This window comes from Comamonas halotolerans (assembly GCF_030162935.1).
GTDB classification, from domain to species: Bacteria; Pseudomonadota; Gammaproteobacteria; order Burkholderiales; family Burkholderiaceae_C; genus Comamonas; species Comamonas halotolerans.
In genome coordinates this window covers 1-25,863 of the sequence record NZ_JASAUZ010000015.1, presented here as the reverse complement: position 1 = coordinate 25,863, position 25,863 = coordinate 1, and the positions used below count along the sequence as shown (strand labels likewise).

The following is a 25,863-nucleotide window of genomic DNA, read 5'->3' as shown; positions in this document are numbered from 1 at the left end:
ATCCCTGCCACACCTTGACAAGAAGCTAGGTAACCACGCGCACAGCGGCTGCACAGACAGCACTGCAAAGCAGATTGAAGCATGTGATTTTACGAAGCTTTCAAGACACTTTGTGTAAGCTAGCTGTATCGTTTACAGCTTTGCAGCAATACCAATAGCTTGCGCCAATTGCGGCGCACATAACCTACTCGCAATTTTTGCAGCTGTCCTGAACGACCAAGCAGATCACGGCGGCGCAACAATTGGTTGAGCACCGCTTCACAACTGGTATAGCCTTTCAACACTGGATCCCAATACAAGGGATAGTGAAGCATAGCGCACGCCACAAGCTCGTCCAAAGAACGCGCTCTACTCCTACGTGGAACATGCAGCATATCCTGCGTCAAACCCCAGCCTGCATAAAACGGCCTTCCATGAACGACCACCTGCTTGCCACGCAGCAGAGCATCAAAGCCCGTCAGCGAAGTCATGGTCACCACCACATCACAAGCCTCAATACAACTCACTACAGATGCGTTTGTCTCCACATGGTCCGCCCATTTCAGAGCATCTTGTACCACCAAGCGTCCCTGGCGATTTCCACTCATCACGTCAGGGTGAGGCTTGTAGCTGATAAATGCATCCGGAAACTGTGCCCGCGCCGCCTGAAGCAGCCCCAAATTGGTACAGACGCCTGAAGCATCACAGCCAAAGCGAATAGAAGCGTCATCTTCGACCTGCCCCGGCACCAGAACCACCTGCTTGTCACCACTGGGCCAGTCAACAGGCAGCAAGGGCTCAAGGTTGTATTTGGTCATGCCATGCTTCACCACAAACGCCCGAACCGCCTGTGCACGCCGAAGATCCTCTTCGTTCAGTTCACGGTGGTTAAGCATGTGCTCCAGGTCTGATGGCTGGCTTGGGTCGAAGTAAATTCCGTGCTCATCCAGTACAAACGACTGTGGCGGTATCAGATCAGACCCCAGCCCCACCGAACGCACAAAGCCATCTTCCATACGCAGCAATCTGACGCCGCAGGATTGAGACAATTCCTCCAGCCCAGCAGGTGCCACCCTGCCCCAATAAATCAGACAATCTTGATCTTTGGGCTGCAACTCAGATGCTGCTTTGGCATTTTTAACAAACACCACAGCACCAGGTTTCAGCGACAGCATGGCCCTCACATTGGCCGCCTTCCAGCGCCGAAAACCCACCACAATCATCCGCCCCGGGAAACGCTTCGCCACTGTGCGCTGCAAATCCAGCCAATGCATGACATCAGTGATAGCACCTGACAGATGCGTTTCAGGGTTCAGGTAGCGTGTGTAATGCAAATATGCTGCAGCAAATAGCTCATCCACTGATCGAGGCTTTGCACCTGCCGCACGGCGCGCCATTGCAGGGTGATTGGGCTGCCTGTCATCTGTCACGCCCCAACCTGCATACCATGGCACTCCAAAACAGCTCACGGGCTTACCTGCGAGCAATGCCTCAAAGCCCATGGTGGAACTCACCACGTACACCATGTCCATTTGCTGAATCAATGACAGCGGATTCACTGAATCACGCAATACCACTACGCGCTCACTATCCTGAACTGCTGTCAGGTACCCGCCTTTTCGCCCAGCAGATACTTCTGGATGGGTTTTGACATACACAGTAGCTGCCGGATTCTCAGTCAATGCCGCCTGCAGCATGGCCTCGAATGTTGAGTCATCCGCGGCCCCCAGCGACACGCTCATGTCACCAGCCGTCTGATCTACTACCAGCACTCTTTGCGTATCCGCAGCGCGAAGCCAGGTAGGCTTAATGTCTGGCGCATGGTTGTATTTGCTCAAGCCTGACTGCAGCAACTGCAAGCGCGCTTCACGCACAGCTTGTTCGCTTGGTTTCAGCAAATCCTCATCGCTTGCCAACAAGCGCTCCAGCGCGCTGGGCCGTGTGCAGTCGTAATAAATGCCGAGGTCATCAACCACCAGAGACAGCGGCGGAAAGTTATCTCCTGTGCCGAACGAACGCACAAATCCATCTTCCAGTGCCACATAAGGCAAGTCATGCTGTTGCGCATATGCCCTTGCCTTGCGTGTACTTGGACGCAAGCCCCAGCCGGTAATCCCCTGAACCTTTGCACGACTCCAAGGCCGCATGCGCAGCATTTGCATACCCGACAAAGTGGACAGGCATGGAATACGAGCAATACCAGAAGAAAAAAAGCCCCAACGGTTCTTCATCAAATCACTCAAAATTTATAGCTGTACGTTTTTTCCCGGAAAGGCATAAATGAGTTTTCATCTCAACGCTTTATATAAGGGAAGCAAATTTCCAAGCATGTTTTTTTGCTACTGAAAACCATTAAAACCACCCTTACAAACAAGCGGTAGCCCATCCAAGCACATCAGGCCACCAGCACCTGTCCTTTACTCATGCTGCCAGTACACAGCAACCCACGTTTTTAGATATTTTTTAAAAATGAAACCGTGGACTGCTAACCGCGCCGTCTCAATTTGTCTTGTCAATTAGCAAGCACAAAATTTACACACAAACAGCACGGCACTCCCTCATGGTCAACGCGTCACACAGCTGGCATCCCCGCTTTGAGACCATATATATGCAGCACACCTACAGTCTTGCCTTCTGCATCCTGTACCACCAATGCGCCAACCTTTTTTTCACGCATATATATCTCAGCATCTGCAAAGCGCACATCTGGTGCAATCGTCAGCGGATTTGCCGACATCATTTGCTCAGCTTTCAAATGCTTCACCTCATCCTGCGCCTCAAAAGCTCGGCGCAGATCACCATCGGTAATGATGCCGCGCAAGCTTTGCCCTTCCATCACCAGCGCCAAGCCCATTCGTCCATAGGTAATGGCATTAACCACATCGCGAAAAACTGCTTGCGGTGTGCATACAGGTAAAGGGCCTTTTTCCATTACATCGCGCACTCGCGTCAACAAACGGCGACCGAGGCTTCCACCTGGGTGGAAGCGTGCAAAATCCTCGGGCTGGAAGTTACGCTTTACCGTCAGGGCAACCGCCAGAGCATCACCCATGGCCAAGGTATTGGTGGTCGAGCTGGTTGGAGCCAAATTATTCTTGCAGGCCTCGCGCTCAACCCCCACATCCAACACCACATGAGAGTGCTGTGCCAAAGTGGAGTCCATACGACCAGTCAATGCAATGATCTTGTTTTGCTGGTGCTGCAAAAAAGGCAGGATGCGCAGCACTTCTTCTGTCTCTCCCGAATTGGAAATCAGCAGAGCCACATCGATGGGACGAATCATTCCCAGATCGCCATGAAACGCTTCACCGGGATGTACAAAGAAAGAAGGCGTACCTGTGGAAGCCAGTGTTGCAGCTATCTTTTGACCAATGATGCCGGACTTGCCCATCCCAACGACAACCACCCGACCCTGCATGGCCAGCACAGCATCTACAGCTTGGTCTATGCGGTCGTCCAGACGGTTGCGCATGCGCTGCAGAGCTTCAATTTCTATGTCCAGCGTCTGCTGAGCAATCTGCAGCGCATTATTACCAAGACCTTCGTTCATTTTCATTTCTTCACTCTCAAATTTCATCACTGCGCCATAGCTGACATCACCTGCGCATACCCTGAGGCTGATCCAACCACCGCTTGTTTTCCCTGAGCAGCCAAAATGGCATCAGCCAGCTCCCGCAAAGCCCCTTGCCCCCCCGCTGTCTGCAGCACACCGCTGGCTGCACTACGCACATATGCAGGTGCGTCCGGAACAGCAAAACTCAGGCCACAAGCTTGGAAAGCAGGCAAATCAATACTGTCGTCACCAATGCAGGCGGTCTGTGCAGCTGTCACCCCTGCCTGTGCCATCAGGTCACGGCAAGCAGCTGCCTTATCTTTGACTCCAAACATACACAGCGACAGCCCCAAATCGTCTACGCGCTTGCGCAATGTTGCCGAATCACGCCCTGAAAGCACGGCCACGCGCACACCGCTTTCTTCAAGCAGCTTCATGCCTAGACCATCTCGTACATGAAAGCGTTTCATGCACTCACCCGTTGCGTCATAAAACAAGCCACCATCAGTCAACACTCCGTCGACATCCGTAATCAGCAGGCGCACCTCTGCCAGACTTGGTCGTACCTGGCGCTCCAAAGCCTCTCGCCCTTCCATCAAAGCCCGCACACGCTCCAGGCATTCAGGCGTATCCACACCTGGGCCCGTAGGCTCTACCGTATAGGCACGAATGCGAAAACCTGCTGCCAGCAAGCGCAGTTGCTCCAGCTTTTCTGATTGCTCCATCATCGGCTGGGGCAAGCTGGAATAACGTGCCAGTACATCCTTGCGATAGGCATACACACCAACGTGCTTGAGGTAACGAGCCTCCTGCTCTTCACGGGGAAAAGGAATCGGGGAGCGGCTGAAATACAAGGCATCACAGTTATCCGCCAGCACCACTTTCACCGTGTTCGGGTTTTGTGCTTCCTGTGCATCTATCGGGTGGCACAGCGTACCCACAGCAACGCTTGCATCGGACAGCATGCCGTCCACCAGCCGCTGCACATCGGATGGGCGAACCAAAGGTTCATCACCCTGCAGGTTGACATAAATATCTGCTGGTACTTGAGCCATTACCTCAGCCAGGCGGTCTGTACCCGAAGGGTGTTCTGGTGAGGTCATTACGCATTGCCCGCCAAACGAACGTACAGCCTGGGCCACCCGTTCATCATCCGTAGCAACCAGCACGACCTGCACATTGGCTACCTGGCAGGCACGCTCATAAACATGCTGCACCATGGGCTTGCCGGCAATATCTGCCAACGGTTTTCCTGGCAGACGGGTAGATGCATAGCGCGCCGGAATCACGATGGCTACGGCCTGCCCAGGGCTGGCAAGTGCCTTGCTGTCACTTCCGCATACTGTCATCACCTCTTCTCCTGAAACACGTTTGATTGAAACAAAAACAATAGCTGCAAATGCTTATATTTAAAGCACTTGCAGCTATTTTATTTAAAAATCCGGGTCAATCAGCTTATGCAATCTCCAGCGGCTCGAATGACTTCACCAAATCGTCTACCGCCTTCATCTGCGCCAAAAATGGCTCCAGCTTGTCCAGCGGTAGAGCGCTAGGACCGTCACATTTAGCCTTGTCAGGATCAGGGTGCGCCTCCAGAAACAGGCCTGCCAAACCAGTCGCCATGCCAGCACGAGCCAGCTCAACAATCTGCTGACGACGCCCACCTGAAGCTCCGGCCAAGGCATCGCGTTGCTGTAGAGCGTGGGTCACGTCAAAAATGATTGGCAAATTGCCAGTCACCTTCTTCATGACACCAAAGCCCAGCATATCCACAACAAGATTGTCATAACCAAAGCAGGTGCCTCGGTCACACAGCATCAACTGGTCATTCCCCGCTTCCTTGAACTTTTCAACAATGTTCAGAACCTGCGGTGGGCTCAAAAATTGCGGCTTCTTGATATTGATAGGTTTGCCGGTTTTTGCCATTGCCACCACCAGATCTGTCTGGCGCGCCAGAAATGCCGGCAGTTGCAACACATCTACGACTTCGGCGACAGGTTCAGCCTGCCAGGGTTCGTGGATATCGGTAATAACAGGAACACCAAACTCTTTTTTTACCGCTTCAAATATACGCAACCCTTCTTCCATGCCTGGGCCACGGTAGGAGTGGATGGAAGAGCGGTTCGCTTTATCGAAGCTAGCTTTGAATACATAGGGAATACCAAGTTTATTCGTAACTTTTACATAGTGCTCTGCGCATTTCAAAGAAAAATCAATATTTTCCAAAACATTGATACCGCCAAAGAGCGTAAATTCCGAAGAGTTTTCTATTTTCATCATATTATGTATAATTTAAAATTTATATTTTCAGACCCTCTGGAAAGTATCCCGAGATCAATTTCACATTTCTCACAAACACATCTTTACTCTTTTTATCCGAACCAAAGTTCACCCGAATGAATATGCTATCATGATGATTTTCTTTTATAGATGGTATAATCATACTTGAACTAATTGAGCTCCAGCGCCCCTTTACTGAAGGTTCTGAATTCGAGTGATAATATCCACTATCACCATATCCACCAGTAACAAGCATTACCCCCCCCTCACTAGAGTATACATCAGCAGAAAACGTAATCATTTTCCCAACCATATTTTCGAAGTATTCATTATTTGGCTTAATAGATTTATGTAAAAAAGCCAGGGCTGTATTACCTGATGTAAATGAAACCCTAAAACCACCACCAGATCCTTCAATATTAATTACTGAAGAGTCATCTTTTCTAACAACCCAACCATTATAGATTTTTTGAAAGTTTTCACATTTAAAAAAATCATCAGAAATCTCAAGCTCTTTTGATTCCAATAGATAACTAGAATTATCAAATGATGGCGACAAATATCTCCAACAATCCCCATCGTATAAACACAAACCTCCGAGAGGTTCTCCATTTTTATAGAATCCTATATTAGAGAAAAATACCAAATTTCTAGGCTTCTCAAATGAATGCCGCACTTGCCAAAGTGTATTTCCATCTATTTTTCGCAATGGATGCTTCAGAAAATTCATACCGCTTAGATGCCTTCTAGATCTTATAGATTCAAACTCCGAAGTATTTAAGGAATTCTCAAAATTTTCTGTACTAGGAAGTTTTCGATAAGAAAATATTAAACTAATTAGTTTTTTAATATATTCTATATCACGCCCAAATGGATAGGCATGAGAATCAACATCCAATGTTTGCAAAATCAACTTTTTCTTCGCAGGCGCTGAAGTAGACAACAAATCCACATTCAAAACATCCATCTCATAATGACCATGTAATATCATAACAACGCTTTCGCGCCAAAGATTAAAAGCATGCTCATCAATATTAATATGCTTTCCTCTAATTTTATTAATGTGATCCGTCAACTCAGGCCAAGAGTATTTAGCAGTGAGGTCTAAATTAACCTGAGGATTTATTGCAATAACATTTGCATTTAATCTGAGGCCATGAAGTAACGCACCATAACCTGACATTGACGATCCAAATAAAAATACCGATTCTGGGTTATAATTATCAGAGTATTTTTTTATTAATTTATAATAAGTTTCACCGTAATCATCATCTAAATACCAAGAATTTCCTGGATCAGATATAAACAAAATATCACAAAATTGATTCTCAAGAAAAGTTCTCAAGGCAAGGTAATTTGCCCCCTGATTATGAGTACTCATTACAACAAGTAACTGCTCATTATTAAAGCTGGATTTAACATACAAGATTTTTTTCTTGTGAAATGTAATTTCATTCTCGTCAACGATTTTTTTAATATCCAGCATAACCTAGCCTTGAGAACTAAAAATTAATTCAATATAGATAAGGCATTATTATATATTTCTTTAACCCAGTAATCAGTAGTAAATTTTTCAACAATTTTTTTACACTCCTGTATTTCCTTCAGTGATCGACCATTTTCGTACATACAATTTATTTCTTTAACAAACGCTTCTTTATCAGTAATATGCCATTTCTTATCATAATCAATAGAAATACATGATTTATTCTCAGAAAAAATACTACTCAAATATTGAACTACACCAACATTTGTGCTTACAACCTTCACACCGAGAGATAATGCCTCAATAGCGCTAACAGGACCGCCTTCACACCTTGCAGTGATCAACAAGACATCCATTAATGAATAAATTTTCGGATAATCTTCGTATGTAATATTTTTATCACGTGCATAATAAACAAAATCTATTCCAAACCTATTCAAATCATCAACCAAATCTTCCCAGTTTTGTCCGAGAATATGAAGTTCAATTGGAATATTTAGCGCTTTCAAGCGAAGCATTATATCCAGAAGAATATCTCCACCTTTTCTATAGCCTTTAGGTTCAGAAAGCCTGCTTAAAGATAATTGCTTTTTATCATTTGTACCATATGCCCTACCCACAAAGCCAATTTTTATTTTTTCTTTGGGCTTCAATTCTTCTTTTTTTGAAACCGATTCATTAAATAAATTATGGTCATATCCAATAGGAACAAAGCTATAATTATTTTTATTAGCTATTGGTGCGCTTGGTCCATAGCATTCATCAAACTCACATACACCAATTACTTTATTTACTCTGCGAAGAGATATTGCCAGTTTTTCATAATCAAACTGATACAGTGGTTCAAAGCATGTACCATGATGAATTGCCACTGACTTATTCATTATTTTTTGCAAATTCTCTTCTCTAGAATTTTCTTCTGTAAAGCTACGCTGATAGGTTACAGATATTTCCTTATGCTTTTTGTTTTCAAGTAGAAATTCATAATGCCATATCTCTTGAGGGCGCATCCATATATATGAAGAAGCACCCTTTAGAGGAAAATCAGAATGGACACAACCGACTTTTTCAAATCTTCTAACAAGATCTAAAAATAAATAGGTAGGTCTAAAACAAACAATATTTACAAAAGGTTCAACCTTTACATCTTCAGTCGATTTTGATTCAATTTCATTAAAAATACTATCGATTAAAGTATCTAATGACGTTCCAATTTTATTGTGAAAGAAGACTCCCTCACCATTATCAAACCTAGATAAATATTCTACATTACTATTTAAGAGAGCATCTATTGTTGCAGGACTAGTAAATACAGGGACTAAATCAACACTTATTTTTCTAAATTGATCAATAAAAAATTGACTGTTTTTGATTAGGACTCCATCATTCTTATAAAGAACGAATAGTTTAGAGAAATCTAAAGTACCATCAATTAATTTTTGATACACATAATTCAAATCATCTTCATCTGTTAAAAATAAAGAATCACCGAATTTTTCTTTTTTCGGAATAACAATTTTATCAAAAACTTGAACATTATTTATTTTTGAAACTCCAGCATCTCCAGATATTGCAAAAACAAACTTGGCCTCAAAAAGAATTTTATAGTAATTAGACCAATCTACCTTTCCGTCAAGAATAAATCCAAATTCTTTAATTTTTAGATCAGTTATTTTTTTTATTAAAAAATCATTGATACTAGTAAATATAACAAAATCATAATTTTCTAATCCAATAAATGAACTAGTCAAATTAAATTTCTTAGAAAAATCTTTCAAGAATAAAGGAAACAATGTCCACTGATGGTTTTGCGTATTCTTTGAATCAACTACAACTGCAATTTTTTTCATTTCAGATCATCTTCCCAATAAAGCGAAAAAATGGATTTTGACTATCTTCAAAAAATCTTTTAGGATCATTTTTAAATTTTCTTAATAATCTTTTACGTCGATCCGAATTCTTATTTTTTGATTTATTAAAAATTGCATCTTCGCCTTCAATTTTCACTGCTTTAACCACCACCTGAGGTTTAGCAACCACCTGAGGTTTAGCAACCACCTGAGGTTTAGCAACCACCTGAGGTTTAGCAACCACCTGAGGTTTAGTTGTAGTGTGGGTTATTTTTTTTTGATTTTTCTCAATTATGCCAGATTCAATACCGAATAAATAATTCAATTTAAATGTTTCATCCAACCCAATTAAATGATCAAACGCAGCAGACATAAATTTATTGTATTCCTCAAAGAAGAATTCAAAATTATTCTTTTCTTTTAAAAATTTATCTAGTTCACTAACATCAGTTAAATCATATGTAAATCCATGGCGCCCATAGAATGGTTCGCCGAAACACACGAGCTTCTTACCCAATCGAACAACATCTAATCCGGCCTGAGAGTTTAAGGTGACCGCAAAATCACATCCTTGAATTAAACCTTCAAGTGAAAAGTCTTCAACTAAGAAGACTCTATTTGCCTCATTAATAATCAGTGAAGAAATATATGTATTAAGTTCATCATATGTATTTCTGGAGCCATTTTTATTCTTAACACGCTCATATGGGTGAACTTTTATAATAATATTCTTATTAGTTTTAACAAGCAGCTCTTGTATTATTTCCTTATAAAATAAAACAGTGTTTTTCCTTTTATTCCAAGGAGACAATATGGAAAAATCATTAGGAACTTGACATAGCAAAAGAATATAGTCTTGGACAGCCATGTTTTTATAGGCAGGCTGTTTGACATTTTTATTATTTTGGTTAGAAATTTTTGATAGAAATCCAAAATTCGACTTAGCAAGATTATTAAAGAACCTTTTTGATCTAAGATGAGAGTTGTTCGGTATCGGAGTATACCTATTTTCAAAATAGAAATCATTCCCAGTATAAAAATGTTCCACAACAAAACATTTCAAAGAAAGAAATTCCGCAACTTTTAGAAGGGCCTTTGAATATATTAAATTCCCTCCAAAAACAATGACTGAATCTAAATTTTTATTTCTTAAAGTATCAAGCCAATATTCGACCCAAAAATGTGCTGCTTTGATACACAATTCATACTCAAGAGGATATTTCTTCTCCAGAAATTTTTGCAACTCTTCTTCTGAGGACATTTCAGAAGAAAGAAAGTCAGATTTTATAATAAATGCGCTGAGAAACTCATCTCTAGCAATTTCTTGGAAATTGAATTTATGATTAAAATCTTCTATATCAACAGAAAATTTACCCTCAAAATATCCATCCTCATAATTACCCCATGATTTTTTCAAGTCTGCATTGAAATTATCAAAAACAAACTTAATATTATTTTTATTTAGGAAGTCAAAAAGAGTTTGGAAATTCTTTTCTTTGAAATTGAAATCATCTGCAAATAAAATCATAATTTAACTCTAATAAATATTAAATGCCAGATTCCAAAATTTCGACTATTTTCTTGGCAGCATTACCATCACCATAGGGATTATGGGCGAACGACATTCCATGATAATATTCTTTATCATCAAGCAAATGTAAAATTTCTTTTTTAATCAATTCAACATCTGTGCCAACTAACTTCACAGTCCCGGCAGCAACAGCTTCCGGACGCTCCGTTGAATCTCTCATAACAAGAACTGGCTTACCTAGAGAAGGAGCCTCTTCTTGAATACCACCAGAGTCAGTCAAAATTAGGTAAGACTGATTCATAAGATATACAAATGGCAAATAGTCCTGTGGATCAATTAAGAAAATATTTTTTTTGTTACCTAAGATTCTATGCACAGGATCTCTTACATTTGGATTGAGGTGCACGGGGTATACAAAATCAACATCACTTCTCAATTCTGCCAATTGCTTAATTGCCATGCATATACGCTCAAAACCATCACCAAAATTTTCACGGCGGTGACCTGTAATTAAAATCATTCTTGACTCAGGTCGTAAAAATTGAAAACTTTTCTGCAATTTTGCTAAATATTCTTTATTTTTGATAATTTTATCTCTAACAGCAACAAGAGCATCTATAACAGTGTTCCCTGTAACCACAATTGCATCAGAATCGACACCTTCACTTAACAAGTTCATTCTCGAGTTTTCAGTTGGTGCAAAATGGAATTTAGAAAGCACTGCCGTTAATCTTCGATTACCTTCTTCTGGCCAAGGAGAATAAATATTAGAAGTTCGAAGGCCCGCCTCGACATGACCCACAGGTATTTTTTTAAAATAAGCAGCTAAAGAGGCCGCAAAAGTAGTAGATGTGTCCCCATGAACTAAAATAATATCCGGGTTGAAATCCTCAAGGACAGAATTAATCCCAAGCAATATAGAGCTAGTTATTTGACTTAATGTCTGATTTGGTTTCATAATATCCAAATCATATTCTGCATTTATTTCAAATAATTCTAGAACCTGATCGAGCATTTGTCTATGTTGCGCTGTGACACAGACTTTAGATTCAATTTTCTTTGATTTTTTAAGTTCAGTAACCAATGGAGCCATTTTAATGGCTTCAGGGCGAGTACCAAAGACAGTTAAAACTTTTTTCATAACTTCAATTTTCCTCACAATCCAAAAACAACTTTCGCACTCACAGCGATCTGATAGATGATTTGCGTCATGTCCTTCCAGAACTGGCGTTTCTTCTCATCCACCTTGGGTAAAACCAGAATCTGATCACCCGCACTGATATCTGCATTGGCGAATAGACGCTTGGTATTAACTTGTTCAAACGATCCATCGCGGCGGGCCACTACCACGCGTGCGTTGTCAGCCATCTGCGTAAAACCGCCTGCACGGTTGATGTAATCCTCCATGCTCATATTGGCTTCATAGGCCACAGCATTCGGGAACAAGACTTCGCCACTCACCAGAACCAGATCGTCTTTGCGAGGAATGCGAATCACATCCCCGTTTTCCAGCAGCATGCTGCTCAGCTGCGTGGCCTTGGCAATTTGCACTTGGCCAACAGGTTCAATTTCTTTGGCGCGCTGCACCCATTGCAGGGTCAGTTCTGCTTCGTCTTTACGCAGACGGGCTTCGTCGCTGCTGCCACTTCGGGCAGTGAGCAAGCTCATTTCCAGGTTATGCAAGCTGGTGAGCAGCATTTCCTTTTGGCGTACTTTCACACTCTCACGGAAGAGTTGCACGCTTGCCATGTCTGAATTTGCGCTGGCGTGAATTTGATCCAGCAGCGTACCCATGGCCGTGCCATAGGGCAGCACATATTCCTGCGCGCTGTCGTGCTCACCTTCCACGCGAACGGTGATGGTTCCGGGCTTTTTATCTGCGGTGAATGACAGCTCATCGCCATCAGCCAGCATGACGTTGTTCGCTTCACTCAGCGGGTAATACTCGGCATTGCGCACGCTGCCTGTATTACGTACCACACGCACATGTGTTGCCAGAGCTGAAGGTTTGGCCAGTGCCATCAACTGCGCTACCGTTTGCTGCTGCCCTGTAAATTCAAAACGTTTCGCGTTGGCGACCAAGCCCTTCACACTCACACGCTGGGCATGTGGTGGCACAAAGATCACATCGCCATCGGCAAGCTGCACCATGGGCATGGTTCCATGCAGCAAAAAGTCATACAGGTTCACCGTGGCCTTGACAGTTTGGCCACGCTTGACTTGCACTTGCAGGTAGCTACCGCGCTCTGGATCTACACCACCAGCCATATCCAGGTAACGCAACACACTGTCCATGCTGGTGCCGTTATACAAGCCGGGGCGGTTGACGTTACCACCTACAAATACGCGCACTGGTTGTGCAGCAGCCAGACTGGCATAGCTGCTGACATTGTTGCGGAATGTGCGCCGTACGGCGTTCTGCACCACAGCTTCCAGCTCCTTGTTGCGCACACCCAAGACGTTCACAGGGCCCGCATGCGGCAGAAAGATGTTGCCTCGCGGATCTACCGTCAAGGCCTGCTCAAAAGTGAATGCACCCCAAAGTCTGACCTGAATCTGGTCACCAATTGCAATGGCGTAATCTGGGTTGAACTGCGTTGCACCCGGCTGGCTGAATGCGCCTGTAAACAACTGCGCGCCAAAAACATCGCTGGCCTGGTTGTTGATCTGGTCTTGGGTCTGCACGGGCTGTAATGACAACGAGCCGTGAGCTTGTGGCGCTCTTGCAGAAGCAGTATTTGCCTGGCCGTTGTATGGCCCGCTGTAAATGCCTTTGTCAGACGAAGGCAGTGCTCCGCTGGGCGTGACTGGCGGCAGCACAGAAGCTGATGAAGGATTTGAGGAGTTGCTATTACTTGCCGCACCGTGAGCGCCCATGGTCTGAGCGGCATTGAAATCAAATTGCGCCCAGGCTTGCGGGTGGAACATACTCAGTGCCAGCAGCACAGCCATGGTGCAGCCACTGAAGGCGTGTTGATTGCTCATTTTTTTCCCCCTAAATACATCCAGATGTACAGCTGCTGGAGTGGAAGTCATCTTCATTTTGCGGTTCTGTAATTCTGTAGGTGAAGGCTTGCAGATAGAGACTCGCAAGCCATAAAAATCATCAGGCCAGTTATGCGCTTCAGCCATGGGCTGCTATGTATTTCCAGACACTCTGGTGCATAGTTTTTTTCATGGCCCAAAGGCCAGCTCTTACTCTCTATGGTCACGCACAATGGCCAGCAACAGGTGCGACAAGCCGGCAAGCAGCAGGATGGCAATGACCCAAACGCTGGTGTTATAGACGCGGCGAGGTTCGATTGCCTCCTGCGGCAAATTAGGTTGCTGAAGCACAGAAACTTTTTTTAGCGTGCGCGTCGCTTCCAGACGGCCCTGCTCAAGCGCGGTCAAAGCGGTTTTGTACATATCCAGATCAAACTTGGATTGCAGCTCCAACTGCGCAAATGCTTCGGCGGTGCGGTTCAGTGTTTTGCCGCCAGGAGCTGCCAATTTGGCTTGCTCCTGCGCAATTTGTTTGTCAATGGCTTCAATCCGCTGGTTGAGCAGAACAATATTCGGATGGTCTGCCACCAGATACGCCTGCATGGCTGCACGCTGAGCTTGCAAGTCCACCAATTGCCCTTGCAGGTTCGCAACAATGGTGCCAATGACTTGCGCAGCCGCCTCTGGAGAAATCAATCCTTTCTTCTCCTGGAATTCAAGCAATGCGCGACGTGAAGACTGCACCTTGCTGTTTAAGGCCTGCACCTGACCTTCCAGAAAAATGACCTGGTCCTGAGCGATGGCATGCGCCATCTGGTTCATGAAGCGCTCACCCTCCTTGACCAGCATGGCGGAGATTTGCTGTGCTTTCTCGGGTTCATACGCTTGAGACTTGACGACCAGAACACCGGCAAACTCGTCATACTCCACCTGAACACGGCTCAAGTAGTATTTATAGAAGTTTTCTCGCGTGGCCTCTTCTCCACTCCACAGCCTTGTAAACCAGTCGCCTTGCTCGCCAAAGTGTTGTCGCAATGCAAGCGCTGCATCGAGTTTTTCTGCCATATCCGGAGAGCGCAGATGTTCACGCAGCAGAAGCTGATCTGTGCGGTTACCGCCTGTGGTGCCTGAAATCAGGCTGCCCAGATCCACGGTTGCGCCGCTGTGCAGATTGGTGCTTTGAACAATCAGTCGTGACTCGGAAACATAACGGTCAGAAGCAATACCGAGCCAGTAGACAGCGCTACAGACACAGGCAACGGCTGTCAATGTACGCAATGGAGAGTGGCGCAACCATTCTTTGGAGCGAGCGCGCAAGTTAGATGCAATATTCATTTAGATGCAATGGAAGTACTGTCGTGATAGGCCCGCAAGGCCTCGTCAATATGGTCAAACCAGTAAGCCTGCCCGCCGTGCAACCACACACCTGCCTGACAAAAGTCTCGCAAGGTACTGTCACTGTGCGAAACCATGATGACACTGGCCTTACCCACCTTGTCTTTGAATGCCTTGGCGGCCTTGGTCTGGAAAGCCCGGTCGCCAGCAGCAGTCACTTCGTCGGAGATGTACACATCGAAATCAAATGCCAGCGACAAGCCAAACTGCAGGCGCGACTTCATGCCGGAGGAGTAGGTTTTAATGGGGGCATCAAATGCGTCGCCAATTTCGGCAAATGCCTGAACCTCTTCAAGAATGCGAGGGATTTCTGCCTCCATGCCATGAATGCGCGCAACAAACTTGGTGTTTTGCCGCCCCGTCATACTGCCCTGGAGGCCTCCGCCAAAGCCCATGGGCCACGAGACCTTGCTATGGCGCCTCACCACTCCCTTGGTGGGGTAGTCCACGCCACCAATGATGCGTAGCAGGGTGGACTTACCAGCACCATTGCTTCCCACAAGACCCACACTGACCCCGGCGGGAATGCATAGGTTGACCCCTCTCAGCACCCATGGCCCCATGCCATGGTCTGTGTGATAACGCTTGTGAACGTCTATAACTTCAATCATGCCTACAGCCTTTTATTGCATGACCAAGCGCTCATTGAAGCGACGGAACAATGCCAGTCCCAAAAAGACCATCACCAAAGCACACTGATAGGCGTATCCCAGATCCAGCCCAGTAACGGCATGGTAATAAGGCGCAAAACCCACTCGCGAAGCTTCGATCGCGTGCGCCAAAGGGTTCAGCAAAAGCCAGTCCAGATAAGGAGGCTGAACCATTGAAAGCGGAAAAATTACGCCAGAGATCATCAACAGCGGCATCATGATGAAGCTGAAGATGCGCTCCATCTCAGGCACCAATTTAGCCAGCACACCAAATATCATTCCCAAACCCATGGCACATAGCCAGGCCAGGGTAAATGCTTCCAAAACAGCCCAGGCATTTACCGGCCAAGCCATCCAGCCCACGATGGCACCAATGCCGAACACTGCAATACTGATGAGCAGCATTGTGAAGCCCTCAACCACGGCACGCACCAAGACGATATCTGCTGGGCGCACCTGGCGGTAAGCGAACAAAGCGCCACTCGCATCGACACCGTTTTGCACTTGTGTGACTGTTCGACGGAAGGTCATGAACACCAGCATGCCGCTGGCAATCCACAGTGGGGTTTCAATGCCACCGATATGGCGAACCCGCACCAATGTGAAGATCAGCACCAGCCAGAGCACATGGACCACTGGCTCTAGAACCAGCCACACCCAGGCCATGCGCGTACCAAACATACGCACGGCGATCTCTCGCAAGAACAGCGCTTTCCAGACTGAAAGCGCTGATCGAAGAGGCTGCCTATCAAATTTCGTAAAAGGTAATTGCACTAGCCACAATCTAAATTTAAGCTGCCATACTTGGCGCAACCAAGCGCAGCCGGTGGATCAACAGGCAATTCTCACATGAAGAAGTTCGAAAGTCTAAGAACCGCTGTTGCAGCTAACACTTCCCTACCACTAGCACAGATTGTAACGACTGGATCTCCAGTGCCTCCATTCCAACTGCGCTTTATCTCCTCTTTTAGGAGCATCCACCCTGCAACAAAGCCAGCTCAATAGACATTGCAGAGTTGCTCCCACAAAAGATTGAGACATTTCCTTACACCGATACTCCTGGCATTCAGAATGTGAAATTTTCACAAACTCGTCAGTGCAGGTCTTGCGGACTCTGCACTTGGGCGAATGCCGCGCTTGCAAGCGCCAATCTTTAAGCACTTCGTAGCTTCAGAAACGTCCACCGAGAATGAGCCGCAGGTTGGTCTTTATTGGAGATTGGCTGACATCCCACAACGGCTGTATTACGAGTTTGGTGCAGCACTTGCGTCCACGTCTCAAACGCATCGTCTGATGCAGCATTGAGGTACTGCACAGAGCTTTCTGCAATCCACCCCCTGCTGGCGCTACCGATGCAGCAGCCTGGGCTGCAATCCCGTACTAAATGCCGCCATGCACATTCAGGTTTATTGGGGAGCCCTTGTGCAAATCATTGCCCCGTACAACACCAAAGCCAAAAACGTTTGTCCAGCGCTTGCTATCTAGACGATGCCGTGCACTCGCCACCTTCAAACAATGAGCAGCCTAGTTTTTGTAGTTTGGACATTCAAAATGTCGGCATCAAACTCGCCCTAATGAGAACTAGAATTTCAGCCATTCCCTAGGAACCGGCCACCGAAGCATGGATGGATTCAAAATTTTACTGATGCACGTAGTTAGTCTTTAAAGTGAAGTTTTAAAGCCTAAAGCGCTACAAACAGGCTCAACAAATGTGAATCAGGCTGGCTTTGTATTTGCCTACATTGACCCGAAAATCCAAGTCAAAATGAAATATCTATCCAATAGAACGTGAAACATGAATTTTCTTTCTAGGGTATACTCAAGGAATGCGCAAAAATTTGTTCGCCCTTTAGCGCACGTCTGACACTTCAAGCCCCTTGGCTGCAGGCAGCTCTACAAACGAGCTCTACCGTCACACCTCTTCGGCGAATTCAGGCAGTCCACTCGATCTTTTGGACTGCATCTCTCAGGCCTCACACCCCTAGTGAGCCCCCTCATTCACTTATCCAACGCTTGACCTTCACAGGGTCCAATGCGTGTATTCCATGCTGCCAAAAAAAATTAAACAACAGGTGGGCAACTACGTTGTCACCCCCTACAGCCACAAAGACTCACAAGGAAATTTTGCGGCCTCTGTGTCCATCCAACGTGGCGTCTATGACCGAATTTTTAGGTTTATCCCGCAGTTCAACAATGCTGCCACAGCCCAACGATACGCCCTTTCTCAGGCGCGTGAAATGGTCCTGGCAAACCAACTTTAAGTACCTGCCTGGTTTCAGAATTGAAGACCAAACACCTTAGGAGAACTTTTGTCTAAAGAAGATTTGATTGAAATGCAAGGCCGTGTCGAAGAAGTGCTTCCTGACACACGATTCAGGGTCACATTGGATAACGGCCACCAACTCGTGGCGTACTCCGGAGGGAAGATGCGCAAGCATCGTATTCGAGTGCTTGCAGGCGATAAGGTCACCGTCGAAATGTCCCCTTATGACCTGAACAAGGGCCGCGTCACTTTCCGCCATATTGAAACTCGCTCTAGCAGTATGGGCGCGCCTAAACGTCGCCCTCGCTAATTAATCACCGAGCTAAAGCACTATACACATGAAAAATAAGCTCTACATCAGCAATCTCAGCTTTTCAATCGACAGCCAAGCCTTACGAAAACTCCTGACGAACTATGGTGTTGTCACAGCTTCGCAAGTGATTCTGGATCGTGATACAGGTCGCTCACGTGGGTTTGCATTTGCGGAAATGTCTACAGAAGAGGCTGCACTGGCCGCGATACAAGGCCTAAATGGCAAGCCAACCGAAGGCCGTGCCCTCAACGTCATGACAGCACGCGATCGTCACTGATTGCGAAGAGCACCCAGCGTACCGTCGCGCATATTCCTGCAACCGCACCAGTCAGACCTCACCGTCTCAGCGGTCTTCATGGCGGTCCAGAACACGACGTTGAACATCTAAGCAACCGCGAAGTGGCACCCGCAAAACCTCATGAAGGCAAAATTTCTGGAAATGGCCATGTCCAGCACAAGCAAGCTGCAGACTTGCTAAGCCCTAACCAAATCTGATACTTGAAGCGTCAGTCCACGTGCTTTAAGAATTGGTCGAACTGCTTCAAATGGGCTGTATTACAGTGAAGATTGGGATTCACTCATGCAACCAGCTTGCGGCTTGCGGCGCGGTTACACACATCAAAGCGCTCCTAAAACAATAAAGTAGTTTTACTTTTCACTGTGTGACTTACTCGTCAACTGGACGATCTTCAGCCTCAGATTCCTCATCAGGCGGAGATGTGCTTGCAATAGCAACGCCAAGAGCTGCAGCAACGCCGCCTACGGAACCCCCAACAAGAACACCTACAGACCCTCCTACAACGCCACCGACAGCTGCACCAACGGCTGCACCCGCCATGGCTCCGCCGCCAACCAATGATGATGACATTCCACGAGCGGACTCGTTCGGTGTCAGTCCAACTTGCGCACGTGGATCTGGATCCTGCGAAGGTACCCCGTGACCAGGTTTGGCTTGCTCGATAAGGTCCGGGTCTGTTACGGGAACTACGAGGGGAGTATGGCTTTTGGTAGTCATGTGCTTCACCTTGAATGAGAGCAGGATGAAATACCTGCTTTGGTAGTTCAGACTACTTGCCGCTGGCCCAGCAAGCCATACCCCATAGACCCAACCATTTGTCAGTCAATGACTTCGTTAAATCTCGACACAATAAGACTCTAATAATTTAAAGCTTTTGCATTGGATACAAGTGCGCAAGCACACTACAGCCGGTCAACAAATGGATGGCAATCAACAAATGCTACTAAGGAAAGGTTTAGCAAACACTCCACTAAGCGCCAACAAAAAAACCTCTTTTTAAGTGCTTTATCTTTTGCCTTTAATATCATCCCTGCGGCCATTCAGGCACATCCGATTCAAAAAATCCTGGCGGCAATGATGTTTGCATGTCATCCAAGTCACGTATCTTGATTGCGAGATGAGCAGGCACTGTTTTGCCGAATGTCACCAGATAGCAGTACAACAGTCCATCGTCTCCAACTAGCTCCTTGATCGAAGGCTCCAAGCCAATGTACTCATCGTAAGTAAGAGCCAGATAGCTGGCTACTTTCTGATCCTGCACAAGCTGATTTTGCTCTCCCGCGTGATTGCTGTTCATGATGCTCCTGAAGGATTGGGTGAAGCCAGTTCAATAACTTACCGTACCCCAGATTGAAAACCTTTGCAGGCTATACCTGTTGCAATATTTGATAGCAAAAAAGGGCGGGCTATTGTTTCCAAGACACAGACGATGGACGATGTCTAACTTCCGCCTCCTGTGCAGCTCAGATAGGCGCATTACAACAGGTGCAGCCATCCTGGCACAGGAATAACATGAAGGTATCTCATCTTAGAACGAAGGAGTCTCCTTGCTAATTGTTCGCGCAATCACAGCTGATGATTGGTCTGACTATCGAAAAGTGCGCATCAATGCCCTCAAAGAGTCACCGCAAGCGTTTGGTAGCACCTGGCAGCAAGAGGTTGAACTGCCTGACGAAGACTGGTTGGCACGAGCCACCGCATCAGAATCCGGGCAATTTGGAAGAGGTTTTTTCGCCGTCCATAGTAATAAGATTTGTGGCTTAGCCTGGTGCCTGCTTTCGGACACAGACCCACGTATCGCCCATGTCTACTCAATGTGGACTTCCCCAGCTGTAAGGGGTCAGGGCGCAGGCAGGGCACTTCTGCAACAGTGCATGGCCTGGGCAAGAGAGAAAGGGGCATGCTCTTTAGTCCTATCGGTCGCAAAGGTTCAAGCACCAGCTATCCAGCTCTATCGTTCCCATGGCTTCTACACTGCTGGCGAATCCGGTTTCTTGCGCCCAGACTCTGACATAGAAACGCAGAAAATGCGGCTGGACATCAACGCGGGCGCATGACTTCCTGCCACCTCAAAAGAACATGCCCCATCAGATGGAAAAACCCCTGAAGGAAGGATATCTCGCTGCTCCGCTCAATTGGCTTGATCGTTAAAGCAAAAACTCTTCAGAGAGGCCTTTTTAGCAACTAAAAGCCCAAGTCCATACCAAGCTTGCTGGCAAGCATATAGGTGAAGAGCAGCACAGCCATGAGCGACAGTACGAAAGCGACAGCCACCTTGGCACCTGACCATAGCAGTGTGCGAGAGGCAGCGCCCTTTTTCTTACCCTGGTCGTAGTGCCACTTGATGGCGAAAAACATGCACGTACCAAAGATCAGAGCTTTGAACGTAACGAAGACTACAGGCACCCAATCGATCATCATGAAAATTCCAGCCTAACGCTTAACGCCACACCTACTATGCGGAGTAAAAGCTCCTGGATGGCAGAGGCAAAAACAGCAAAGACTAACATATGAGAATTGTGTTGCCGCACATCTGCAGGCATGGAGCTTAAAAACGAGTTCCATACATTTGAGCGAAACTTTTTCAGTTGATATCTCAGACCAAAACCCAATTCAGGCACCCCTGCAGTGTCAATGCATTGACAGGAGCAAAAGCGAAATTGGCGCCTCCCAGGCTGAGCGCGAAACAACCAACCGAAGCGGACTGAAGCGACCTTGTGAGGCCAGCCAGTAAGCATCCATCAAGAAAGCCCTGGCATTTTCATGCACAGGGCTTTGATGTTGGTTGCGAGGGCCGGATTTGAACCAACGACCTTTGGGTTATGAGCCCAACGAGCTACCAGACTGCTCCACCTCGCGGTATTTCTAGTCAGAGCACCAACTTCCGACATTTTGGAAGCTGCGCCCTTACGTGAGGATGGTATCTTACCATAACAAACAAGGGTTAACCCTGACTCCCACAAAACGCTACGTGAAGCCGAGCGCTCTTCCATCGCGCAACTCCTGCTGAACACCATCCTTACAGGATCTCAGCTCCAGGCGAGTTAAAAAAAAGCCCCAACGGTGAAGTTGGGGCTAAAGATTGTGAAGGAGCATCCATCAATCATGACCATCGTCGTGAAGGCCTTATTCATGCCAACCCGAGCGACGTGCAGATCATGGCATAAGGGAATCCAGCCAAAACCTAACCCAAACACAGTTTGCAAACATTGACAGAGAAATTGCGTGCAAACAGGAGAGTCACTGAAGCAAGACCCTCAGCAACTTCAAGTACCAAACTTGGGATGAGAGTGTGCAAGACCGTATGGAAAGTCAAGCAGTCCATCGAAGATGGCTCGACGAGGAATGGTTTAGGTAATGCCAATCTGAATATCAACAACAAAGCCCTCTTCCGAGGGCTTTGTTTTGCTTGATCTTCTACGAAGAGGGTCTTAGCACAAAAAGGTATGTTTCTCGAAAATCAATTATTCAATTTGCAACTTCTTCGCATTGCTGGCGGCTTTCTTGGGGAGAGTTAGCTCCAGCACTCCGTCAGAATACCTGGCTTTTGCCTGGGTTGGATCAACTTCAGATGGAAGCTGAAAGCTACGCGAAACAGAGCCAAAGTAGCGTTCACTGCGCAGAATACGACTATCTTCTCGCTTCTCATCCTTTTGCTGCACTTCTGCACGAATTTGAACCATTGCCCCTTCAATGGAGACATTGATATTTTCTTTAGCAACGCCTGGTAGCTCCGCATGTACCACGTAATCATCGCCATTTTCCTTGACATCGATTTTGATTTCGGATGCTGCTGGGAGAGCATCACCATGCAAGGGCCGTACAAAGAAACCTGAAGCTACATCTTTGAAGAGATCATCGAATAAACTTCCACGGGTAATAAGTGAGTTCATTTTTTTCTCCTTTGAAGAAAGTAACCAAGACAAGCTCAAATTGAAATGAACTTGCCTATTGCTTAGGTAGGGATGAAATCCACAAATTCAAGCACCAATATCCTAAGATCCATCTCGTTCAAATGTCTTGACTGGACTACCCCTGCGCCAGTGGATAAACCTCAGACTCACGCCCGTGTTGGCACAAACGCTTCGGAACTGATATAGAAAAATAGCTATGACTACTCAGTCAATCATAGTTAATTATAATAACAGAAAACCTGTTAGCCAGATCTTTAATGTTCACTGGCGGTGGTGTCTGATAACTAATCGCACACTTTGCCAATTCTGCTTACTGTGCCGCGCGCCCTCCTCATCTACCAAACGAGAAACGCAACCATCCGCGAGGTGAAACACCAGCACTGCAACCTCTTACAGTGGCCTGCGTGACGGGCTGCTGAGCCAGCATCTCCTGGATAATGGCCCAAATAAATCGGCAGTCATTTCTATTTGCGGCTGGTTTGCCTATGCCAAGGTTTGACAGCCCAATTGAGGTGTGTATCAGATGCATTCACTATTGCAGTCTGGCACGGCCAGCTGACCGGTTAACCCTCCAAAAATGAGTCAACGCCAATGAGGTGACCAGCTAATCAGAGCCATCCATCCAGCGACAGCTAATAGCCTGCCTATCGGTATCAGCTTCAATCTTTCGGTCTTTTTGCCACCAATGGAGAAGCGAGCAAACATCAGCTCTTGATCTGTCATAGCTCACACCGCCATAAATTGGGTTTTCTCAATACGAGGCTCTACCATGGAAGCTCCTACACAACCATCGAAAGGAGCGGCGGATATGAACAATAGCTTTGGACACCTAGAGCGCAGCACTGGTGAGCTTTGGGCCATCACCCGTCGGCATGCCGTGGAAATTGCCTCAACCAAAGCACTGGTCGATGCGCTAATGAAAGTTCAACCTTCAGACAATGCCGAGCTTATTGCTCACCTTGCAAATGCTCGACTGAAAATGGAAGCAACGCTTGTGAACCTATCTACGGAGGGCATTGCACTACCGACTTTACTTTCCTGCTTCGACAGCTACCTGCCAGCGGAACTAAAGCAGAAGGTGCTGGAATTTCAGCATACTGATCTCAAGCCTTAGCGACAATCTCTGCAGGACTGCGCGACCTGTCCTCTTGCGTAGTTACAGACTCCTTCAACATCGGGACAACACTCTCGCACCATGTGCTTGCATGGTGCTGTTTAACAGCTTCTACTCAGGCTTTGACGCTTTGGCAGCGCCGCCTTTACCCTCACTTAGCTCACCTCGAATCAAAGACACACATCTGCGTGGTCCCCAATGTGCATCGCATGCAGCATACATAAAGTAAATTCCGTTGCTTTTGCACATCTGCATCGCAAGCAATGTGAAGTTATGTTGATTACCCATGGTGAACCTCCACAAACAGGTGTCTTCGTCTCAATAATTCAGCTGCTGACTAAAGCATTGGTGATGTCCAAACAGCCTCATCTGCTTATGTCAATAATTCGTCTGCATTACCGCTAATTTCTAGTGCCTCATATAGAGACGCTCGCAAGCCATTTGGCGTGCGAATTTCTGGGTCATGCGCAATGCATACGGCTTCTTAGACGCTGACTTTTAAAAGTACTTCTGTGCTTAAAGATATCCAGATTGCAATTAATTCCATCGCCGTTGCGCAAGCTGCTGGGCAAAAACTGGTTACTGAGGGCGACCCCCTCAAACAAACCTTTTTTGCATCTACGCTAACTACGAATCTGATGGAAGCACAAAATGCTATTCAAAAAATTCAAAGCTATCACACAAGGATGCGAGCAGAGATTGCACCTCTTCGGCAACAAAGCCTTGCATTTACCATGCGCCGAAAAAAGGCAGCCCACCAGTACGCAGACTTTGAGCTGACAAAAATTGCATACGGGCAATGCACTGCTTATGCGCCACAACCAGAAGCTGATGGCGTAAGATACCCTCCCTTCCTGTGCGCCGAATGTTTCAGAAGTGGGTTGCATTCTCACCTTACTGTTGGCATGGGCTCCAAGTGGCCTCGAAAACTTCACCTCATTTGCCTTACCGACCCCGACCACGCGCAGGTGCTGCCACCTGGGGAGTGGACGCTGGAAAACCTTGGTCAACCTTTCACGCCACGCTAAGTCTAGAGATCGGTCACGTCTGATCTTCAGGACTTCAATCCCACGCCACATTGAGCAGTTGTGACCAATCTGCGTTTCAGGTAATTTCGCTCAGCATCCAAAACACTCGCCCCAGCATCAATCACCTCAATCGACGCAGATATTCAGAATACAAGTTCTTTTGCAGAGAGGCCATTCATGTCAACACGCCCTGAAGTAAATCCTGACGACTGGATCGTTGTTGAATACTGGAACTGCGCAATTTGCGTCGTTTGCAACGTCAACCCTGAGGGTCATGAGTTGGGAGACGCTGAGGTGATCAGCCGCCCCAGTAAGCCCGCTAGGTTTCCGGTCAGGTGGAACGGCACAGCTTGGACGCGCCTACATGCAGATGGTCTTGCCAGCTATGCTAAGCAATCCCCGCACCTTCGTGAATACATTGCAAAAACATAAGACCAAAAAGTAAATCGACCAGATTTTTCTCATTGGCTGAGCTGATCGAAAATCACGATTACTCTGTTGCGTGGTTTTCCTTGCAAGGGTTTGGCGTTGTCGTATAAAGCGCGTTTGTGGAGAGCTCCCCCAAGCCCCGGCCGGGGCTATGCCACGGCTGCAGCCTGAAGACGGCCTAGTTCAGTAAATCGATTCAATATAGCTGCTCGGATACTCAGTTCGTAGACTTGGCATCAAAGGTGCCAGCTATCACACGCTTAACCAATAGCTTGATGCAGTTCATTTTGGCCTCTACCAAATTTCAACAGTGATAACCAATCCAGCGTTTTCAGATGCTTCGTCCTAAACGCTTGCATGTAGCAAAAGCTGCGTTTCGGTGTTTAAAGACACTCGTCTTGCGCAGGCGCGCATTCTTTCGAGGCAGTATCACGGTGCTCGCCTCACGCCGCATAATCGCTTCATAGACTGGCCGCGCGTCGTAGGCACCATCACCCATCACGCTCTGCAGCGTTTCATCCTCTGGCAACTACTGCAAGTCCGGTAGCACTGATGCACCGCTTACGTTGTTCATCGCCACACAGGTGACTCAAATTTGCAAAGTGTGCGCACCTATCCCTATGTGCAACTTGCACTACTGGCGACGGCGCTCAGCCCCATCTTTTTGCATTTCCACTCGCCTTGCCCAAGCACTTGATCCCTGCTGAATCCACCAGCAAGTGCAGTCCTGCTGAACTGCATGTACAAGGCACCTGCTCATTCAGATCAAGTTGTCGCCTGCTTAAACATGCATAC

General features: G+C 46.6%; 22 protein-coding genes and 1 tRNA gene. 5 read left to right on the top strand and 18 right to left on the bottom strand.

Annotated features, from left to right (window positions below; genetic code table 11):
• Positions 1–119 precede the first annotated feature (119 nt).
• From QEP11_RS10025 to QEP11_RS09970, 12 genes are all read right to left on the bottom strand, one after another.
• Positions 120–2,210 carry a capsular polysaccharide biosynthesis protein gene (locus QEP11_RS10025; RefSeq protein WP_284336510.1) on the bottom strand — a complete coding sequence of 697 codons (2,091 nt, stop codon included), beginning with the start codon at positions 2,208–2,210 and terminating at the stop codon, positions 120–122.
• A gap of 341 nt (positions 2,211–2,551) precedes the next feature.
• Positions 2,552–3,529: a KpsF/GutQ family sugar-phosphate isomerase gene (locus QEP11_RS10020; protein ID WP_284336522.1), complete on the bottom strand. Its 978-nt coding sequence runs from the start codon at positions 3,527–3,529 to the stop codon at positions 2,552–2,554.
• Between the two features lie 26 nt (positions 3,530–3,555).
• Positions 3,556–4,881 (bottom strand): 3-deoxy-manno-octulosonate cytidylyltransferase, encoded by a 1,326-nt coding sequence (gene kdsB / locus QEP11_RS10015; RefSeq protein ID WP_284336509.1) that lies wholly within the window; start codon positions 4,879–4,881, stop codon positions 3,556–3,558.
• 106 nt (positions 4,882–4,987) lie between these two features.
• Positions 4,988–5,812, bottom strand: coding sequence for a 3-deoxy-8-phosphooctulonate synthase (kdsA, locus tag QEP11_RS10010; protein ID WP_284336508.1), 825 nt, complete (start codon positions 5,810–5,812; stop codon positions 4,988–4,990).
• A gap of 19 nt (positions 5,813–5,831) precedes the next feature.
• Positions 5,832–7,298, bottom strand: coding sequence for a hypothetical protein (locus tag QEP11_RS10005; protein WP_284336507.1), 1,467 nt, complete (start codon positions 7,296–7,298; stop codon positions 5,832–5,834).
• Positions 7,299–7,321: 23 nt separating this feature from the next.
• On the bottom strand, positions 7,322–9,148 hold the full coding sequence (locus tag QEP11_RS10000) for a glycosyltransferase (RefSeq protein WP_284336506.1): 1,827 nt from the start codon (positions 9,146–9,148) through the stop codon (positions 7,322–7,324).
• A gap of 1 nt (position 9,149) precedes the next feature.
• Positions 9,150–10,676, bottom strand: coding sequence for a capsular polysaccharide export protein, LipB/KpsS family (locus tag QEP11_RS09995; protein WP_284336505.1), 1,527 nt, complete (start codon positions 10,674–10,676; stop codon positions 9,150–9,152).
• Positions 10,677–10,695: 19 nt separating this feature from the next.
• Positions 10,696–11,820: a non-hydrolyzing UDP-N-acetylglucosamine 2-epimerase gene (wecB, locus tag QEP11_RS09990; RefSeq protein ID WP_284336504.1), complete on the bottom strand. Its 1,125-nt coding sequence runs from the start codon at positions 11,818–11,820 to the stop codon at positions 10,696–10,698.
• 14 nt (positions 11,821–11,834) lie between these two features.
• On the bottom strand, positions 11,835–13,664 hold the full coding sequence (locus QEP11_RS09985; protein ID WP_284336503.1) for a polysaccharide biosynthesis/export family protein: 1,830 nt from the start codon (positions 13,662–13,664) through the stop codon (positions 11,835–11,837).
• A 210-nt stretch (positions 13,665–13,874) separates the two neighbouring features.
• The gene (locus QEP11_RS09980) at positions 13,875–14,999 is read right to left on the bottom strand and encodes a chain-length determining protein (protein WP_284336502.1); all 1,125 of its coding nucleotides are present in this window, start codon (positions 14,997–14,999) and stop codon (positions 13,875–13,877) included.
• Positions 14,996–15,670 carry an ABC transporter ATP-binding protein gene (locus QEP11_RS09975; RefSeq protein ID WP_284336501.1) on the bottom strand — a complete coding sequence of 225 codons (675 nt, stop codon included), beginning with the start codon at positions 15,668–15,670 and terminating at the stop codon, positions 14,996–14,998. Before QEP11_RS09975 ends, QEP11_RS09980 begins: the two co-directional genes overlap by 4 nt.
• A gap of 12 nt (positions 15,671–15,682) precedes the next feature.
• The gene (locus tag QEP11_RS09970; RefSeq protein ID WP_284336500.1) at positions 15,683–16,483 is read right to left on the bottom strand and encodes an ABC transporter permease; all 801 of its coding nucleotides are present in this window, start codon (positions 16,481–16,483) and stop codon (positions 15,683–15,685) included.
• Between the two features lie 1,535 nt (positions 16,484–18,018).
• Between QEP11_RS09970 and infA the strand changes: the two genes are divergently transcribed.
• Complete coding sequence (infA, locus tag QEP11_RS09965; RefSeq protein ID WP_284336498.1) at positions 18,019–18,282, top strand: translation initiation factor IF-1; 264 nt, start codon at positions 18,019–18,021, stop codon at positions 18,280–18,282.
• Between the two features lie 28 nt (positions 18,283–18,310).
• Positions 18,311–18,562 (top strand): RNA recognition motif domain-containing protein, encoded by a 252-nt coding sequence (locus QEP11_RS09960; RefSeq protein ID WP_284336497.1) that lies wholly within the window; start codon positions 18,311–18,313, stop codon positions 18,560–18,562.
• Positions 18,563–18,952: 390 nt separating this feature from the next.
• On the opposite strand, the gene QEP11_RS09955 is transcribed toward QEP11_RS09960, so the two are convergent.
• Together QEP11_RS09955 and QEP11_RS09950 are read right to left on the bottom strand one after the other, a co-directional pair.
• On the bottom strand, positions 18,953–19,300 hold the full coding sequence (locus QEP11_RS09955) for a hypothetical protein (RefSeq protein ID WP_284336496.1): 348 nt from the start codon (positions 19,298–19,300) through the stop codon (positions 18,953–18,955).
• 307 nt (positions 19,301–19,607) lie between these two features.
• Complete coding sequence (locus QEP11_RS09950) at positions 19,608–19,880, bottom strand: hypothetical protein (protein WP_284336495.1); 273 nt, start codon at positions 19,878–19,880, stop codon at positions 19,608–19,610.
• Between the two features lie 250 nt (positions 19,881–20,130).
• Between QEP11_RS09950 and QEP11_RS09945 the strand changes: the two genes are divergently transcribed.
• Positions 20,131–20,640 carry a GNAT family N-acetyltransferase gene (locus QEP11_RS09945; protein WP_284336494.1) on the top strand — a complete coding sequence of 170 codons (510 nt, stop codon included), beginning with the start codon at positions 20,131–20,133 and terminating at the stop codon, positions 20,638–20,640.
• 127 nt (positions 20,641–20,767) lie between these two features.
• On the opposite strand, the gene QEP11_RS09940 is transcribed toward QEP11_RS09945, so the two are convergent.
• The 3 genes from QEP11_RS09940 to QEP11_RS09930 form a co-directional block, all read right to left on the bottom strand.
• Complete coding sequence (locus tag QEP11_RS09940; protein ID WP_284336521.1) at positions 20,768–21,001, bottom strand: hypothetical protein; 234 nt, start codon at positions 20,999–21,001, stop codon at positions 20,768–20,770.
• A 364-nt stretch (positions 21,002–21,365) separates the two neighbouring features.
• Positions 21,366–21,442 (bottom strand) — tRNA-Met (locus QEP11_RS09935).
• 605 nt (positions 21,443–22,047) lie between these two features.
• Positions 22,048–22,476, bottom strand: coding sequence for an Hsp20/alpha crystallin family protein (locus QEP11_RS09930; RefSeq protein ID WP_284336493.1), 429 nt, complete (start codon positions 22,474–22,476; stop codon positions 22,048–22,050).
• Positions 22,477–23,266: 790 nt separating this feature from the next.
• On the opposite strand from QEP11_RS09930, the gene QEP11_RS09925 reads away from it, so the two are divergent.
• Both QEP11_RS09925 and QEP11_RS09920 read left to right on the top strand, forming a co-directional pair.
• Entirely contained in the window at positions 23,267–23,611 is a 345-nt protein-coding gene (locus QEP11_RS09925; RefSeq protein WP_284336492.1) for a hypothetical protein, read from the top strand.
• A gap of 512 nt (positions 23,612–24,123) precedes the next feature.
• On the top strand, positions 24,124–24,639 hold the full coding sequence (locus QEP11_RS09920; RefSeq protein WP_284336491.1) for a hypothetical protein: 516 nt from the start codon (positions 24,124–24,126) through the stop codon (positions 24,637–24,639).
• Positions 24,640–25,718: 1,079 nt separating this feature from the next.
• Here QEP11_RS09920 and QEP11_RS19045 read toward each other — a convergent pair.
• Positions 25,719–25,863 (bottom strand): transposase (locus QEP11_RS19045; RefSeq protein ID WP_413788712.1); only part of this gene is annotated, 145 nt, incomplete at its 5' end.